This window comes from Phaeobacter sp. PT47_59, assembly GCF_028890025.1.
In the GTDB taxonomy this organism is placed as follows: domain Bacteria; phylum Pseudomonadota; class Alphaproteobacteria; order Rhodobacterales; family Rhodobacteraceae; genus Phycobacter.
Genome location: NZ_JARCJL010000038.1, coordinates 1 through 16,985, shown reverse-complemented (window position 1 = coordinate 16,985; position 16,985 = coordinate 1). Strand labels below are relative to the sequence as shown.

General features: G+C 60.5%; 11 protein-coding genes. 9 read left to right on the top strand and 2 right to left on the bottom strand.

Going from position 1 to position 16,985, the window contains the following annotated elements; all coding sequences use genetic code 11:
* The 6 genes from rplA to PXK01_RS20550 all read left to right on the top strand — a co-directional run bounded on the left by rplA (position 1) and on the right by PXK01_RS20550 (position 11,810).
* On the top strand, positions 1 to 699 hold the full coding sequence (gene rplA / locus PXK01_RS20575; RefSeq protein ID WP_274849606.1) for a 50S ribosomal protein L1: 699 nt from the start codon (positions 1 to 3) through the stop codon (positions 697 to 699).
* Between the two features lie 398 nt (positions 700 to 1,097).
* Complete coding sequence (gene rplJ, locus PXK01_RS20570; protein WP_274849605.1) at positions 1,098 to 1,616, top strand: 50S ribosomal protein L10; 519 nt, start codon at positions 1,098 to 1,100, stop codon at positions 1,614 to 1,616.
* Positions 1,617 to 1,697: 81 nt separating this feature from the next.
* Positions 1,698 to 2,072 carry a 50S ribosomal protein L7/L12 gene (rplL, locus tag PXK01_RS20565; RefSeq protein ID WP_274849604.1) on the top strand — a complete coding sequence of 125 codons (375 nt, stop codon included), beginning with the start codon at positions 1,698 to 1,700 and terminating at the stop codon, positions 2,070 to 2,072.
* 279 nt (positions 2,073 to 2,351) lie between these two features.
* A complete protein-coding gene (gene rpoB, locus PXK01_RS20560; RefSeq protein ID WP_274849603.1) occupies positions 2,352 to 6,488 on the top strand; it encodes a DNA-directed RNA polymerase subunit beta in 4,137 nt (1,378 codons plus the stop codon).
* Positions 6,489 to 6,539: 51 nt separating this feature from the next.
* A complete protein-coding gene (gene rpoC / locus PXK01_RS20555) occupies positions 6,540 to 10,781 on the top strand; it encodes a DNA-directed RNA polymerase subunit beta' (RefSeq protein ID WP_274849602.1) in 4,242 nt (1,413 codons plus the stop codon).
* Between the two features lie 162 nt (positions 10,782 to 10,943).
* Positions 10,944 to 11,810, top strand: a complete 867-nt coding sequence (locus PXK01_RS20550; protein ID WP_274849601.1) for a DMT family transporter — start codon at positions 10,944 to 10,946, stop codon at positions 11,808 to 11,810.
* On the opposite strand, the gene PXK01_RS20545 is transcribed toward PXK01_RS20550, so the two are convergent.
* Both PXK01_RS20545 and PXK01_RS20540 read right to left on the bottom strand, forming a co-directional pair.
* The gene (locus PXK01_RS20545) at positions 11,769 to 12,608 is read right to left on the bottom strand and encodes a putative rhamnosyl transferase (protein WP_274849600.1); all 840 of its coding nucleotides are present in this window, start codon (positions 12,606 to 12,608) and stop codon (positions 11,769 to 11,771) included. The two genes, PXK01_RS20550 and PXK01_RS20545, sit on opposite strands and share 42 nt — an antisense overlap.
* A gap of 37 nt (positions 12,609 to 12,645) precedes the next feature.
* Positions 12,646 to 13,452, bottom strand: a complete 807-nt coding sequence (locus tag PXK01_RS20540; RefSeq protein WP_274861569.1) for a putative rhamnosyl transferase — start codon at positions 13,450 to 13,452, stop codon at positions 12,646 to 12,648.
* A gap of 393 nt (positions 13,453 to 13,845) precedes the next feature.
* Between PXK01_RS20540 and rpsL the strand changes: the two genes are divergently transcribed.
* Genes rpsL through fusA form a run of 3 tightly spaced genes read left to right on the top strand, consistent with a single transcriptional unit; the run spans position 13,846 to position 16,845 of the window.
* Entirely contained in the window at positions 13,846 to 14,217 is a 372-nt protein-coding gene (gene rpsL / locus PXK01_RS20535; RefSeq protein ID WP_005621086.1) for a 30S ribosomal protein S12, read from the top strand.
* Positions 14,218 to 14,235: 18 nt separating this feature from the next.
* Positions 14,236 to 14,706 (top strand): 30S ribosomal protein S7, encoded by a 471-nt coding sequence (gene rpsG / locus PXK01_RS20530; protein WP_192965361.1) that lies wholly within the window; start codon positions 14,236 to 14,238, stop codon positions 14,704 to 14,706.
* A gap of 21 nt (positions 14,707 to 14,727) precedes the next feature.
* Positions 14,728 to 16,845, top strand: a complete 2,118-nt coding sequence (gene fusA, locus PXK01_RS20525; RefSeq protein ID WP_274861568.1) for an elongation factor G — start codon at positions 14,728 to 14,730, stop codon at positions 16,843 to 16,845.
* Positions 16,846 to 16,985 lie beyond the last annotated feature (140 nt).

Here is a 16,985-nt window from a genome sequence, read left to right as displayed (position 1 = left end):
ATGGCAAAGCTCGGTAAACGTACCCGCGCAGCGCGCGAAGCCTTCGCAGGCAAAGAGAACCTGACCGTCGAAGAAGCCGTTGCACTGGTCAAGGCCAACGCAACCTCCAAATTCGACGAGACCATCGAAATCGCCATGAACCTGGGCGTTGACACCCGTCACGCGGACCAGATGGTGCGCGGCGTCGTCGGTCTGCCCAACGGCACCGGCAAGGCGATGCGCGTTGCGGTCTTCGCACGTGGCGCCAAGGCGGATGAAGCCAAGGAAGCCGGCGCGGATATCATCGGCGCAGAGGACCTGATGGAAACCATCCAGGGCGGCACCATCGATTTCGATCGCTGCATCGCAACCCCGGACATGATGCCCATCGTTGGTCGTCTGGGTAAGGTTCTTGGTCCCCGCAACCTGATGCCGAACCCCAAGGTCGGCACCGTGACCATGGACGTCAAGGCAGCTGTTGAAGCGGCCAAGGGCGGCGAAGTGCAGTTCAAGGCGGAAAAAGGCGGCGTTGTGCACGCAGGCGTCGGCAAAGCCTCCTTCGACGAAGCCAAGCTGGTCGAAAACGTCCGTGCCTTTGTTTCGGCCGTTGCTAAGGCAAAACCCTCGGGTGCCAAGGGCGCTTACATGAAGAAGATCGCGCTGTCTTCGACCATGGGTCCCGGCGTCACCGTCGATGTGGAAAAGGCCGTCAGCGAATAAGCTGCGCCTCCTGAGTTTTGAATGGCCCGCATGGTGTGAACCCTGCGGGCCATTTCACGTTTTGGGGCGGAAAACCGGGTGCCGCCTGCTGTGCTGGCGCGTTTTTGCAAACCTGTGATTTACCTCTTGGAAATCCGCTGCGAAGCGACTATCAACCCCTTGAGGTAAAGCGTGCGATTCGTCGTGCGCTTTATTTCATTTCGTCCAAGATGGTGGGTGGCCTCTCGATCGGGCCTTAATTTCCCTCCTGAGACGGGAAAGACCAAGATTAGATCGAGGGTTTCTGTACCCTCGGGCGACTTTGGCTAACCCCGTATTGCGGACTTGAACGCCGGGCCATCTGGTCTGGCACATCAATGAGCCGGGGAGCGCAAGCCCCCCATAACCTGGAGAGAACTGTGGATAGAGCCCAGAAAGAGAAATTGGTCGAAGAGCTCGGCCAGATCTTCGAAAGCTCTGGCGTCGTGGTGGTTGCTCACTACGCCGGTCTGACAGTTGCCGAGATGCAGGATCTTCGGGCGCGCGCACGCGATGCCGGAAGCGCCGTGCGTGTTGCCAAGAACAGGCTCGCCAAAATCGCCCTGGAGGGTAAGCCGTGTGCAAGCATGGCCGACCTGCTGACAGGGATGACCGTTCTGACCTACTCCGAGGACCCCGTGGCAGCTGCCAAGGTGGCCGAGGACTTCGCCAAGGATAACAAGAAGTTTGAGATCCTCGGCGGTGCAATGGGTGAGAACGCTCTGGACCGCGCAGGCGTCGAAGCCGTGTCGAAAATGCCGTCCCGCGAGGAGCTTATTGCCTCCATCGTTGGCTGCATCGGCGCACCCGCTTCCAACATCGCCGGCGCAATTGGCGCACCTGCAAGCAATATCGCAAGCATCCTTTCGACCATCGAAGAGAAGGCGGAAGCTGCATAAGCGGTTGGCACTGAATGACCGGGGTAGGGCACGTGCCCATACGCTGGAAACACACACTTTAAAACGGAAAGAGCTGATAAAATGGCTGATCTGAAGAAACTGGCAGAAGAGATCGTTGGTCTGACCCTGCTTGAAGCACAAGAACTGAAAACCATCCTCAAAGACGAGTACGGCATCGAGCCCGCAGCTGGCGGCGCCGTCATGGTTGCAGCTGGTGGCGACGCCGGTGGCGCAGCTGAGGAAGAAAAGACCGAATTCGACGTCGTTCTGAAGAACGCCGGCGCTTCCAAGATCAACGTGATCAAAGAAGTTCGCGGCATCACCGGTCTGGGCCTGAAAGAAGCCAAAGAACTGGTCGAAGCCGGCGGCAAGATCAAAGAAGGCGTCTCCAAGGACGAAGCCGAAGACATCAAAGGCAAGCTGGAAGCAGCTGGCGCCGAAGTCGAGCTGGCCTAAGCCTCGCTTGCGGGACATAGGGGCGGGGGTTCTTCGAAACCCTGCCTCGCGCTCCCTCAGAATTTGGCTGGATCCGGGGAAAACCCGGGTCCAGCCGAACCTGTCTCAGAAAGGGACCTTTTCGATAGGGCCTTTTCTTAGACGCGGTTCAAGTGATCGGGAGGCGGCCATTCGGGACGGCAGCCATGAATTGATCCGAACGCTCTATCTCGTATGGGCAAGATGCCGAAGCCCGGCGGCATCCTTGTCCGGTGAGAAATTCGAAAGGTGACATCTGACATGGCTCAAACGTTCCTTGGCCAGAAACGTCTTCGCAAATACTACGGCAAGATCCGCGAAGTGCTGGATATGCCGAACCTCATCGAGGTTCAGAAATCTTCCTACGACCTGTTCCTTCGCTCTGGCGACGCTGAGGCGCCCCAGGATGGCGAAGGCATCAACGGCGTCTTCCAGTCGGTCTTCCCGATCAAGGATTTCAACGAAAACTCCGTTCTGGAATTCGTGAAATACGCGCTGGAAAAGCCGAAGTACGACGTCGAAGAATGCATGCAGCGCGATATGACCTATTCGGCGCCGCTGAAGGTCACCCTGCGTCTGATCGTCTTTGATGTGGACGAGGATACCGGCGCCCGTTCGGTCAAGGACATCAAGGAACAGGACGTCTTCATGGGCGACATGCCCCTGATGACCCCGAACGGCACCTTCGTGGTCAACGGTACCGAGCGCGTGATCGTCAGCCAGATGCACCGTTCGCCCGGCGTGTTCTTCGACCACGACAAGGGCAAGACTCACTCTTCCGGCAAACTGCTGTTCGCCTGCCGCATCATCCCGTACCGCGGCTCCTGGCTCGACTTTGAATTCGACGCCAAGGACATCGTCTTTGCCCGGATCGACCGTCGCCGCAAGCTGCCTGTGACCACCCTGCTTTATGCGCTGGGTCTGGACCAGGAAGGCATCATGGATGCCTATTACAACACCGTCACCTTCAAGCTGGAAAAAAGCCGCGGTTGGGTCACGCCCTTCTTCCCCGAGCGCGTGCGTGGCACCCGTCCGACCTACGACCTGGTCGATGCCGCCACCGGCGAGATCTTTGCCGAAGCCGGCAAGAAGGTCACTCCGCGCGCCGTCAAGAAGATGATCGACGAAGGCTCCATCACCGAGCTGCTGGTGCCGTTTGAGCATATCGTCGGCAAATACGTCGCCAAGGACATCATCAACGAGGAAACCGGTGCCATCTACGTGGAAGCCGGGGACGAGCTGACCCTTGAATACGACAAGGACGGCGACCTGATCGGTGGTACCGTGAAGGAGCTGGTGGATGCCGGTGTCACCGAGATCCCGGTTCTGGACATCGACAACGTCAATGTCGGCCCCTATATGCGCAACACCATGGCGATGGACAAGAACATGGGTCGCGACACCGCGCTCATGGACATCTACCGCGTGATGCGCCCGGGCGAGCCGCCCACCGTCGAGGCCGCATCGGCCCTGTTCGATACCCTGTTCTTCGACAGCGAGCGCTATGATCTTTCCGCGGTTGGCCGCGTGAAGATGAACATGCGCCTGGCGCTGGACGCCGAGGACACCCAGCGGACCCTGCGCAAGGAAGACATCGTCTCCTGCATCAAGGCGCTGGTCGAACTGCGCGACGGCAAGGGCGATGTGGATGACATCGACCACCTGGGCAATCGCCGCGTGCGTTCCGTTGGCGAACTGATGGAAAATCAGTACCGCGTCGGCCTGCTCCGCATGGAGCGCGCCATCAAGGAGCGTATGTCCTCGGTCGAGATCGACACGGTGATGCCGCAGGATCTGATCAACGCGAAACCGGCCGCCGCCGCCGTGCGCGAATTCTTCGGCTCCTCGCAGCTGTCGCAGTTCATGGACCAGACCAACCCGCTGTCGGAAGTGACGCACAAGCGTCGTCTGTCGGCGCTTGGCCCGGGCGGTCTGACCCGCGAGCGTGCGGGCTTTGAGGTCCGCGACGTGCACCCGACCCACTATGGCCGGATGTGCCCGATTGAAACGCCGGAAGGCCCGAACATCGGTCTGATCAACTCGCTGGCGACCTTTGCCCGCGTCAACAAGTATGGCTTCATCGAGACCCCCTACCGTGTCGTCAAGGACGCGCAGGTCACCGACGAAGTGCACTACATGTCCGCGACCGAGGAAATGCGCCACACCGTGGCCCAGGCCAACGCGGCGCTGGATGCGGACGGCAAGTTCCAGAACGATCTGGTCTCGACCCGTCAGTCCGGTGACTACACCCTGGCTCCGCGTGAAAACGTCGACCTGATCGACGTGTCGCCCAAGCAGCTGGTCTCGGTTGCGGCCTCGCTCATTCCGTTCCTGGAAAACGACGACGCCAACCGCGCTCTGATGGGTTCGAACATGCAACGTCAGGCGGTTCCGCTCCTGCGTGCCGAGGCGCCGCTGGTCGGCACCGGCATCGAGGAAATCGTGGCCCGCGACTCGGGCGCTGCGATCATGGCGAAACGCGCAGGTATCATCGACCAGGTCGATGCCCAGCGTATCGTGATCCGCGCCACCGAAGATCTGGAACTGGGCGATGCGGGCGTGGATATCTACCGCATGCGCAAGTTCCAGCGTTCCAACCAGAACACCTGTATCAACCAGCGTCCGCTGGTGAAGGTGGGTCAGGAAGTGCGCAAGGGCGAAGTGATCGCCGACGGTCCCTCGACCGATATGGGTGAACTGGCCCTCGGCAAGAACGTCGTCGTCGCCTTCATGCCCTGGAACGGCTACAACTACGAAGACTCCATCCTGATCTCCGAGCGGATTGCCCGTGACGACGTCTTCACCTCGATCCACATCGAGGAATTCGAAGTCGCCGCCCGTGACACCAAGCTTGGCCCGGAAGAGATCACCCGCGACATCCCGAACGTGGGTGAAGAAGCGCTGCGCAACCTCGATGAGGCGGGTATCGTCTACATCGGCGCGGACGTGGAGCCGGGCGACATCCTGGTCGGCAAGATCACTCCGAAGGGCGAAAGCCCGATGACGCCGGAAGAAAAGCTTCTGCGCGCCATCTTCGGTGAAAAGGCATCGGACGTGCGCGACACCTCGCTGCGCGTGAAGCCGGGCGACTACGGCACCGTGGTCGAGGTGCGTGTCTTCAACCGCCATGGTGTGGAAAAAGACGAGCGCGCCCTGCAGATCGAGCGTGAGGAAGTCGAACGCCTCGCCCGTGACCGCGACGACGAGCTGGCGATCCTGGATCGCAACATCTACGCCCGTCTGCGTGGCATGCTGCTGGGTAAGACCGCCGTCAAAGGCCCCAAAGGTATCAAGGCAGGGTCCGAGATCACCGAAGAGCTGCTGGACTCGCTCAGCCGTGGTCAGTGGTGGATGCTTGCCCTGGAAGACGAGAAGGACGCGCAGATCCTTGAGGCCCTGAACGAGCAGTACGAAGCGCAGAAACGCGCTCTGGATGCCCGTTTCGAAGACAAGGTCGAAAAGGTCCGCCGTGGCGACGATCTGCCCCCGGGTGTGATGAAGATGGTCAAGGTCTTCATCGCCGTGAAGCGCAAGCTGCAGCCGGGCGACAAGATGGCCGGCCGTCACGGCAACAAGGGTGTGATCTCGAAAGTGGTGCCGATGGAGGACATGCCGTTCCTCGCGGATGGTACCCCGGTCGATTTCTGTCTGAACCCGCTGGGCGTGCCGTCGCGTATGAACGTCGGTCAGATCCTTGAAACCCACATGGGCTGGGCCGCGCGCGGTCTGGGCATCAAGGTGGACGATGCGCTGCAGGAATACCGTCGCTCCGGCGATCTCACCCCGGTGCGCGATGCGATGCATCACGCCTATGGCGAGAACGTCTATGACGAAGGTATCGCCGACATGAGCGAGGCCGAGCTGCTGGATGCGGCTGCCAACGTCACCCGCGGTGTGCCGATCGCAACCCCGGTCTTTGACGGTGCCAAAGAGGCAGACGTCAACGATGCGCTGGTGCGCGCTGGCTTTGACACCTCCGGTCAGTCGATCCTGTTCGACGGCCGCACCGGTGAGCAGTTCGCGCGTCCGGTGACCGTGGGCATCAAGTACCTGTTGAAACTGCACCACCTGGTCGACGACAAGATCCACGCACGTTCGACCGGTCCGTACTCGCTTGTTACGCAGCAGCCGCTGGGTGGTAAGGCGCAGTTCGGTGGTCAGCGTTTCGGGGAGATGGAGGTCTGGGCTCTGGAAGCTTACGGCGCCGCCTACACCCTGCAGGAGATGCTCACCGTCAAGTCGGATGACGTCGCAGGCCGGACCAAGGTCTATGAAAGCATCGTCAAGGGCGAAGACAACTTTGAAGCGGGCGTACCGGAATCGTTCAACGTTCTGGTCAAGGAAGTCCGTGGTCTCGGCCTGAATATGGAACTCCTGGATGCGGAGGTTGAGGAGTAAGGGCGTCAGCCCTTCTCCCGTCCCCCCTTCCGCAAGATTTGAGGTATCAAAATGAACCAGGAAATCACCAACAACCCGTTCAACCCGCTGACGCCGCCCAAGGTCTTTGATGAAATCAAGGTCTCGCTGGCGTCGCCGGAACGGATCCTGTCTTGGTCCTATGGCGAAATCAAAAAGCCAGAAACCATCAACTACCGGACCTTCAAGCCCGAGCGTGACGGTCTGTTCTGCGCCCGTATCTTTGGCCCGATCAAAGACTACGAATGCCTGTGCGGCAAATATAAGCGCATGAAATATCGCGGCGTTGTCTGCGAAAAATGCGGTGTGGAAGTCACCCTGCAAAAAGTCCGCCGCGAGCGTATGGGCCACATCGAACTGGCCGCACCCGTCGCGCACATCTGGTTCCTGAAGTCGCTGCCGTCGCGCATCGGCCTGATGCTGGACATGACCCTGCGCGATCTGGAGCGGGTTCTCTACTTTGAGAACTACGTGGTGATCGAGCCGGGCCTCACTGATCTCACCTACGGTCAGATGATGACCGAAGAAGAGTATATGGATGCCCAGGACCAGTACGGCATGGACGCCTTCACCGCCAATATCGGCGCCGAAGCGATCCGTGAGATGCTGGCCGCGATCGATCTGGAAGCCGAAGCCGAGCAGCTGCGCGCCGAACTGGCCGAAGCCACTGGTGAGCTGAAGCCCAAGAAAATCATCAAGCGTCTGAAAGTCGTGGAATCTTTCCTGGAGTCGGGCAACCGTCCGGAATGGATGATCATGACCGTGATCCCGGTCATCCCGCCGGAACTGCGTCCGCTGGTGCCGCTGGATGGTGGCCGTTTCGCGACCTCCGATCTGAACGACCTCTATCGTCGCGTGATCAACCGGAACAACCGTCTGAAGCGCCTGATCGAGCTGCGCGCGCCCGATATCATCGTACGCAACGAAAAGCGGATGCTGCAGGAATCCGTTGACGCCCTGTTTGACAACGGCCGCCGTGGCCGCGTCATCACCGGCGCCAACAAGCGTCCGCTGAAATCGCTCTCGGACATGCTGAAAGGGAAACAGGGCCGCTTCCGTCAGAACCTTCTGGGTAAGCGCGTCGACTTCTCTGGCCGTTCGGTCATCGTGACCGGTCCGGAACTCAAACTGCACCAGTGTGGTCTGCCCAAGAAGATGGCGCTCGAACTGTTCAAGCCCTTCATCTACTCGCGCCTGGAGGCCAAAGGTCTGTCCTCCACCGTGAAACAGGCGAAGAAGCTGGTGGAAAAAGAGCGTCCCGAGGTCTGGGATATCCTCGATGAGGTGATCCGCGAACACCCGGTCATGCTGAACCGTGCGCCGACGCTGCACCGTCTTGGCATCCAGGCGTTCGAACCCACGCTGATCGAAGGCAAGGCGATCCAGCTGCACCCGCTGGTCTGCTCGGCCTTTAACGCCGACTTCGACGGTGACCAGATGGCCGTGCACGTGCCGCTGAGCCTTGAGGCCCAGCTGGAAGCGCGCGTCTTGATGATGTCCACCAACAACGTTCTGTCGCCTGCAAACGGCGCGCCGATCATCGTTCCCTCGCAGGATATGATCCTGGGTCTCTACTATGTGACCCTGGAACGCGAAGGCATGGTGGGTGAAGGCAAGATCTTCGGCACCATCGAGGAAGTCCAGCACGCGCTGGACGCCGGTGAGGTGCACCTGCACTCCAAGATCACCGCGCGCATTCCGCAGATCGACGAGGAGGGCAACGAGGTCCTGCAGCGCTTCGAGACCACGCCGGGCCGTGTCCGTCTGGGCGCTCTGCTGCCGAAGAACGCCAAGGCCCCCTTCGAACTGGTCAACCGTCTGCTGCGCAAGAAAGAGGTCCAGCAGGTCATCGATACCGTCTACCGTTACTGCGGTCAGAAAGAGTCGGTGATCTTCTGTGACCAGATCATGACCATGGGCTTCCGCGAAGCGTTCAAGGCCGGGATCTCCTTCGGCAAGGACGACATGGTGATCCCCGATGGCAAATGGACCATCGTGGACGACACCCGCGAGCAGGTGAAGGACTTCGAACAGCAGTACATGGACGGCCTGATCACCCAGGGCGAAAAGTACAACAAGGTTGTCGATGCCTGGTCCAAGTGTAACGACCGCGTCACCGAGGCGATGATGTCCACCATCTCTGCCGACAAGCGTGACGAGAATGGCGCCGTGATGGAGCCGAACTCGGTCTACATGATGGCCCACTCCGGTGCGCGTGGCTCGGTCACGCAGATGAAACAGCTGGGCGGCATGCGCGGCCTGATGGCCAAGCCGAACGGCGACATCATCGAGACCCCGATCATCTCGAACTTTAAAGAGGGTCTGACCGTTCTGGAGTACTTCAACTCCACCCACGGTGCCCGTAAGGGTCTGTCGGATACGGCTCTGAAGACGGCGAACTCGGGTTACCTGACCCGTCGTCTGGTGGACGTGGCACAGGACTGCATCGTGCGCGAGCGCGACTGCGGCACCGAGCGCGCGATCACCGCAGAGGCCGCGGTCAACGATGGCGAAGTGGTTGCAAGCCTGGGCGAGCGTATCCTGGGCCGCGTGGCTGCCGAGGACATCAAGCGCCCCGGCACCGACGAGATCCTGGTGGCGCAAGGCCAGCTGATCGACGAACGCATGTCGGACGCGGTTCAGGAGGCAGGCGTTGCCTCGACCCGTATCCGCTCGCCGCTGACCTGTGAAAGCGAAGAGGGCGTCTGCGCCATGTGCTATGGTCGCGACCTTGCACGCGGCACCATGGTCAACTCGGGCGAGGCTGTCGGCATCATCGCCGCGCAGTCGATCGGTGAACCCGGCACCCAGCTGACCATGCGGACCTTCCACATCGGCGGCGTTGCCCAGGGTGGTCAGCAGTCCTTCCTCGAAGCCAGCCAGGAAGGCACTATCGTCTTCGAGAACGCGCAGACCCTGAAGAACTCCAGCGGTGACACGCTGGTGGTGGGCCGCAACATGAAGGTCATCATCCAGGACGATCAGGGCGAAGAGCGTGCCAGCCACAAGCTGGGCTACGGCTCCAAGCTGTTCGTTACCGAAGGCCAGAAGGTTGCGCGCGGCGACAAGTTGTTCGAATGGGATCCCTATACCCTGCCGATCATCGCCGAAAAGCCGGGTACCGCGAAATACGTCGACCTGGTATCGGGCCTGGCGGTCCGCGACGAGACCGACGAAGCCACCGGCATGACCCAGAAGATCGTGATCGACTGGCGTGCGGCGCCCAAGGGCAACGACCTCAAGCCGGAAATCATCCTGGTGGATGGCGATGGCGAGCCGGTGCGCAACGATCTGGGCAACCCGGTGACCTACCCGATGTCCGTCGATGCGATCCTGTCCTGTGAGGACGGTCAGCTGATCGAGGCCGGTGACGTTGTCGCGCGTATCCCGCGTGAAGGCGCCAAGACCAAGGACATCACCGGTGGTCTGCCGCGTGTGGCCGAACTGTTCGAAGCCCGTCGTCCGAAAGATCACGCGATCATCGCCGAAATCGATGGTTACGTGCGCTTTGGCCGCGACTACAAGAACAAGCGCCGCATCTCGATCGAACCGGCTGACGAGACCATGGAAACCGTCGAATACATGGTGCCCAAGGGCAAGCACATCCCGGTGCAGGAAGGCGACTTCGTGCAGAAGGGTGATTACATCATGGACGGTAACCCGGCGCCGCATGACATCCTCTCCATCATGGGTGTCGAGGCTCTGGCGAACTACATGATCGACGAGGTCCAGGACGTCTATCGCCTGCAGGGTGTGAAGATCAACGACAAGCACATTGAGGTGATCGTTCGCCAGATGCTGCAGAAGTGGGAGATCTCCGACTCCGGCGACACGACGCTGCTGAAAGGCGAGCACGTGGACAAGCAGGAGTTCGACGCCGCCAACGAAAAGGCGCTGGCCCGCGGCAAGCGCCCCGCTCAGGGCGAGCCGATCCTCCTGGGGATCACCAAGGCGTCCCTGCAGACCCGCTCCTTCATCTCGGCGGCCTCCTTCCAGGAGACCACCCGCGTGCTGACCGAAGCCTCGGTTCAGGGCAAGAAGGACAAGCTGGTCGGCCTGAAAGAGAACGTCATCGTGGGCCGCCTGATCCCAGCCGGTACCGGTGGTGCGACCCAGCAGATGCGCCACATCGCGCAAAGCCGCGACAACGTGGTGCTGGAAGCCCGCCGCGAAGAGGCCGAGGCCGCAGCGGCCCTGGCCGCGCCGGTCATGGACGACGATCTGTCGGACGGCGATTTCGACAACCTGGTGGAAACCCCGGAAAGCCGCGATTGATCGGCTGATCACATGAATGAACAGATGACCCCCGCGCCGATGGTGCGGGGGTTTTCTTTTGGAAAGCCTCTTTGCAAAACAGGTCGTTGCATGCTTTCTGAGAGCATGTGTGTTTTCGTGTCCAATTGATCCCACCAGCTAGCACTCAAGGCGGAGCACCCGATGACCCCAAACCAGACCGGCGCCCTGTTGATGATGGGCAGCATGGCGGCCTTCACCTTCAATGATACGCTGGTGAAAATGGTGGGCGCCGACCTGCCCCTGTCGCAGATCCTGGTGATCCGGGGCGGGCTGGCGACCCTGCTGATCTTCCTTCTGGCGCGCTATCTTGGCAGCCTGCATCTGAACCTGCCGCGTCGGGACTGGATGCTGGTCTTGGGGCGCTGCCTGTCCGAGGCCGGTGCCACCTACCTGTTCCTCAGCGCGCTGATGCTGATGCCGCTGGCGAATGTGACCGCGGTGTTGCAGATGCTTCCCTTGACCGTCACCCTGGGGGCAGCGCTGTTCTTTCGCGAAAGCATCGGCTGGCGGCGCATGTCTGCGATCCTCGCGGGCTTTATCGGCATGTTGCTGATCGTCCGACCTGGCCCGGCGGGGTTTGACGGGGCATCGCTTTATGCCCTGGGCGCCGTCGCCTGCGTGACCGCACGGGATCTGTTTACCCGGAGGATGTCTGCGGCGGTGCCGTCGATGACCGTCACCTTGATGGCCTCCCTGACCGTGTTTTCCTTCGGGTTGGTCTACAGCACCCAGCAGGACTGGCAGCCGATTGAGACCTGGCATCTTGGTATGTTGCTGGGCTCGGCCTGTTTCATCTTTGGCGGCTATCTGTTTTCGGTGATGACCATGCGGGTCGGAGATGTCGCCGTGGTCTCGCCGTTCCGATACAGCGGTCTCCTCTGGGCCTTGTTGCTGGGCTGGTTGGTCTTTGGCGACTGGCCGACAGGATTGACCCTGATCGGGGCGGCCATCGTTGTGGCGGCGGGTCTATTCACCCTTTACCGGGAGCGGCAGCAGGCCCGGGGATGAAAAGGCACGTGCGACGTCCGTGCTGTCCACGTTGAAGGTGCGTTTCAGGTGCTCCGCGTCCTGCGGCGAAACCGGGGTCAGCTTCACCGTCTTTCCGCGCCCTTTTGAGCGGGAGTCGTTGAAGCCGTTGTGCCCGCGCATGTACATGTCGCCATCGGGAAAGGTCAGTGTCGGGGTCTCCTTCCAGAGGTTGTGATGGCCCTGATGCATGATGGTCCGGTCCGAGCCGCCGGGCACCACGACGCCAAGGGAAAGCGCCGCATAGGCTTCGCGGTCTGGGGCAATCGACAGCCCCTCTGGCCCCGCGCGGTAGATATAGCCCTTGTTGAAGTCGATGGTGGTCAGCGGATACCTCTGCCAGATGGGCTGCAGATCCTCTGCGGCCTGCCTTAGCCGGTCGATGAAATTCACCGCCATGGCATCATCGTCATCGAGACGAAACTGCAGGCAGGGGGCGTCGGGATCGGTGCGGGCGGCATTGAGAACACGGATCATCTGGCGCCGATGGCGCTCGGGCGGCTGCAGGGAGACCGCCACATTGGGCAGATCCTCGGTCAAGGCCAGTAGACGCTCCAGGTGAGTTTGGGGAAAACACTCGCCCACCACCACATGAAGCTGAAAATCCCGGTCCGTCTGCCCGGTGACCGAGGGCAGGCAGATGGTCTCAAACAGGCGGAACCGTTCCTCCAGCCGTTCCGGCGCATAGAGAAAGGCGCGCCGCTCTTCCAGGCTGTCGTGCATGATCTTGTAGCCCCCAAGCCCGACATAGGAGAAACGGCACAGTCCGATAATCTGCATGGAGGCACCTTTCCTTTCGTCGCAGGGTAGGGGGCTGTCAGCCAGTCCTAAAGATTCGCTGGACGTGATCCTGCCGGATGGCAAAGCGGGCTTCGAACTCGCCAATCTGTTCGGGGCTCAGCGGCGTCACTGGCACCGGTTTCACGGGCTTTTGGCGTGAGTCGTTATAGCCGTTGTGGGTGCGCACAAACATCGGCTGGTCGCTGATCGTCACCGTGGGCATGAAGCGCAGGATCTTTTCATGGGCAAAGTTCATGATGGTGAGGTTGCATCCCCCCTGCACATACATGCCAAGCGCGGCCACATAATAGGGCCGGTGTATTTCCGTGGCGGCGATCCCTTCGGCGCCGACTTCGGCCACATAGCCCCGGTTGAAATCAATGGCGACGGTTCTGTTCCTCTCGATCAGGCCGGGGCAGTCCTGCACCGTCTGCCGCAAGCGTTCGATGAAATCGACCGAGACCGCATCGTCATCATCGTGGCGGAACTGCAGGCAGGGCGCGTCGGGGTCACGGCGCGCCTTGTTCAGGATCTCTTTCATCACCGGGCGCTGTTTGCGGGGTGGTTCGCTATGGATCCGCACCTGGGGCATACCTGCGGTGATATCATGGAGCCGGTCGCGATGCCGTTTCGGCAGGCTGTCCCCGATCACGATGATCAGCTCGAACTCCTGATCGGTCTGTTCCCGCAGGCAGGGCAGGGCGACGGTCTCCATCAGCTGGAACCGCTCTTCCAGGCGTTCTTCTGCGTAGAGATAGGCGATGCGCTCTTCCAGACTGTCGTGTTCCACCTGGAAACCGCCGATGGCGGGGTAGGAAAAGCGGCAAAGACCGATGACTTGCATGAATGACCCGTCCTGACTAAGCCTGTGTTTGCCCGACTATGCATCGCACACGTTAAGCGGGCAAGAGACGGTCGCACACATGCGGGACGTCTTGCGCCTGCGCTGCCTTTCGCCCCTGCGGGGGAGGCTGCAGTTGACAAGCCCGGCGACTCCCCATATACGCGCGCCTATCCGGCATCCGGGGGCCGCCCCTAAAGCCGATATCACTATTGTAGTGGAACAAGGTTCGGGCACTTTTACCACCCGGATCCTCTGTAAACCCACCGCGTCGTTCACCTCGGAATGGGAACGAATGCGGTTTTTGCGCTTGCGGACGCGTAAGTGCCGGAAATATGAGCCGCACGCCCTGGCGCGTGCATGACATGAAAGTTGCGAAACGGGGAATAGACCGGAATGCCAACGATCCAACAGCTGATCCGCAAGCCGCGGCAGCCGAAAGTAAAACGCTCCAAGTCCATGCATCTGGAGCAGTGCCCCCAGAAGCGCGGCGTTTGCACACGCGTTTACACCACCACGCCGAAGAAACCGAACTCCGCTATGCGGAAAGTTGCGAAGGTCCGCCTGACCAACGGTTTCGAAGTGATTTCTTACATCCCGGGTGAAAGCCACAACCTTCAGGAGCACTCCGTGGTTCTGATCCGTGGCGGTCGTGTAAAAGACCTTCCCGGTGTGCGTTACCACATCCTTCGCGGTGTTCTGGATACCCAGGGCGTCAAAGACCGTAAGCAGCGCCGCTCCAAGTATGGCGCGAAGCGTCCTAAGTAAGAAGAAGGATAAGCACAGATGTCACGCCGTCACGCTGCTGAAAAACGCGAAGTTCTGCCCGACGCCAAATATGGCGACCGCGTTCTGACCAAATTCATGAACAACCTGATGATCGATGGTAAGAAGTCGGTCGCAGAGAAAATCGTCTACAACGCATTCGACCGCGTTGAAGCGAAGATCAAGCGCGCCCCCGTGGAAGTGTTCCACGAAGCCCTCGACAACGTGAAGCCCTCGGTTGAGGTTCGCTCCCGTCGTGTGGGTGGTGCCACCTACCAGGTTCCCGTCGAAGTGCGCCCCGAGCGCCGCGAAGCGCTGGCCATCCGCTGGCTGATCACCGCGGCCCGCGGCCGCAACGAGAACACAATGGAAGAACGCCTCGCCGGTGAGCTGCTGGACGCTGTACAGTCCCGCGGTACCGCCGTTAAGAAGCGCGAAGACACCCACAAGATGGCAGAGGCGAACAAAGCCTTCTCGCACTATCGCTGGTAAACCCTTCAGAGGCTACACACCATGGCACGCGAATATCCGCTCGAACTATACCGTAACTTCGGTATCATGGCGCACATCGACGCAGGTAAGACCACCTGCTCGGAGCGTATCCTGTATTACACCGGCAAATCCCACAACATCGGTGAGGTGCACGATGGTGCAGCCACCATGGACTGGATGGAGCAGGAGCAGGAACGCGGCATCACCATCACCTCGGCTGCGACCACCACTTTCTGGGAACGCACCGAAGACGGTCAGACCGCCGATACCCCCAAGCACCGCCTGAACATCATCGACACCCCCGGCCACGTTGACTTCACCATCGAAGTTGAGCGTTCGCTGGCGGTTCTCGATGGTGCCGTCTGTGTTCTGGACGCCAACGCCGGCGTTGAACCCCAGACCGAAACCGTGTGGCGTCAGGCTGACCGCTACAAGGTTCCGCGTATGGTGTTCGTCAACAAGATGGACAAGATCGGCGCCGACTTCTTCAACTGCGTCAACATGATCGAAGACCGCACCGGCGCGCGCGCCGTTCCCGTCGGTATTCCGATCGGTGCAGAGACCGAACTCGAAGGCCTGATCGACCTGGTCACCATGGAAGAGTGGCTGTGGCAGGGCGAAGACCTCGGCGCAAGCTGGGTCAAGGCTCCGATCCGTGACAGCCTGAAAGACATGGCCGACGAATGGCGTGGCAAGATGGTCGAAGCGGCCGTCGAGCAAGACGACGACGCCACGATGGAATACCTGGAAGGCAACGAGCCCGACGTGCCGACCCTGCGCAAACTGCTGCGCAAGGGCACCCTGGCGCTGGACTTCGTTCCGGTTCTTGGCGGTTCCGCGTTCAAGAACAAAGGTGTGCAGCCGCTGCTGAACGCCGTGATCGACTACCTGCCCAGCCCGCTGGACGTTGTCGATTACATGGGCTTCAAGCCGGGTGACGAGAACGAAGAGCGTAACATCGCCCGCCGCGCGGACGATAACATGGCCTTCTCCGGCCTTGCGTTCAAAATCATGAACGACCCCTTCGTCGGCTCGCTGACCTTTACCCGCATCTACTCCGGTGTTCTGAACAAGGGTGATACCCTCTTGAACTCCACCAAGGGTAAGAAAGAGCGCGTTGGCCGTATGATGATGATGCACTCGAATGACCGTGAGGAAATCACGGAAGCATTCGCGGGCGACATCATCGCGCTGGCTGGCCTGAAGGACACCACCACCGGTGACACCCTCTGCGCCGCCAACGACCCGGTCGTTCTGGAAACCATGACCTTCCCCGATCCGGTGATCGAGATCGCGGTCGAGCCGAAAACCAAGGCCGACCAGGAGAAGATGTCCCAGGGTCTGGGCCGCCTGGCCGCCGAAGACCCCTCCTTCCGCGTCGAGACCGACCTCGAGTCCGGTCAGACCATCATGAAGGGCATGGGCGAACTTCACCTGGACATCCTGGTGGACCGTCTCAAGCGCGAATTCAAAGTGGAAGCCAACATCGGTGCCCCGCAGGTTGCCTATCGCGAGACCATCGGTCACGAGATCGAGCACACCTACACCCACAAGAAACAGTCGGGTGGTTCGGGTCAGTTCGCCGAGGTGAAACTGATCATCTCGCCGACCGAAGCCGGTGAAGGTTACTCCTTCGAATCCCGCATCGTTGGTGGTGCTGTTCCGAAGGAATACATCCCCGGTGTTGAAAAAGGCATCCAGTCCGTCATGGACAGCGGCCCGCTGGCCGGCTTCCCCGTGATCGACTTCAAGGTTGCCCTGATCGACGGTAAGTTCCACGACGTTGACTCCAGCGTTCTGGCCTTTGAAATCGCTGCTCGTATGGCGATGCGTGAAGGTCTGAAGAAAGCTGGCGCGAAACTGCTGGAACCGATCATGAAGGTCGAAGTGATCACCCCGGAAGAATACACCGGCGGTATCATTGGTGACCTGACCTCCCGTCGTGGTCAGGTGTCCGGCCAGGAGCCCCGCGGCAACGCGATTGCGATCGACGCAAACGTGCCGCTGGCCAACATGTTCGGCTACATCAACACCCTGCGCTCCATGTCCTCGGGCCGCGCGCAGTTCACCATGCAGTTCTCGCACTACGATCCGGTTCCGCAGAACATCTCGGACGAGATCCAGGCGAAATACGCGTAAGCGTCATGACATTGGAAGGTTCGCGACCCGCGCGGACCTTCTTCCAATCAAAAGGAGGCCACCATGGCTAAGGAAAAGTTTGAGCGTAATAAACCGCACGTCAACATCGGCACCGTTGGCCACGTTGACCACGGCAAGAC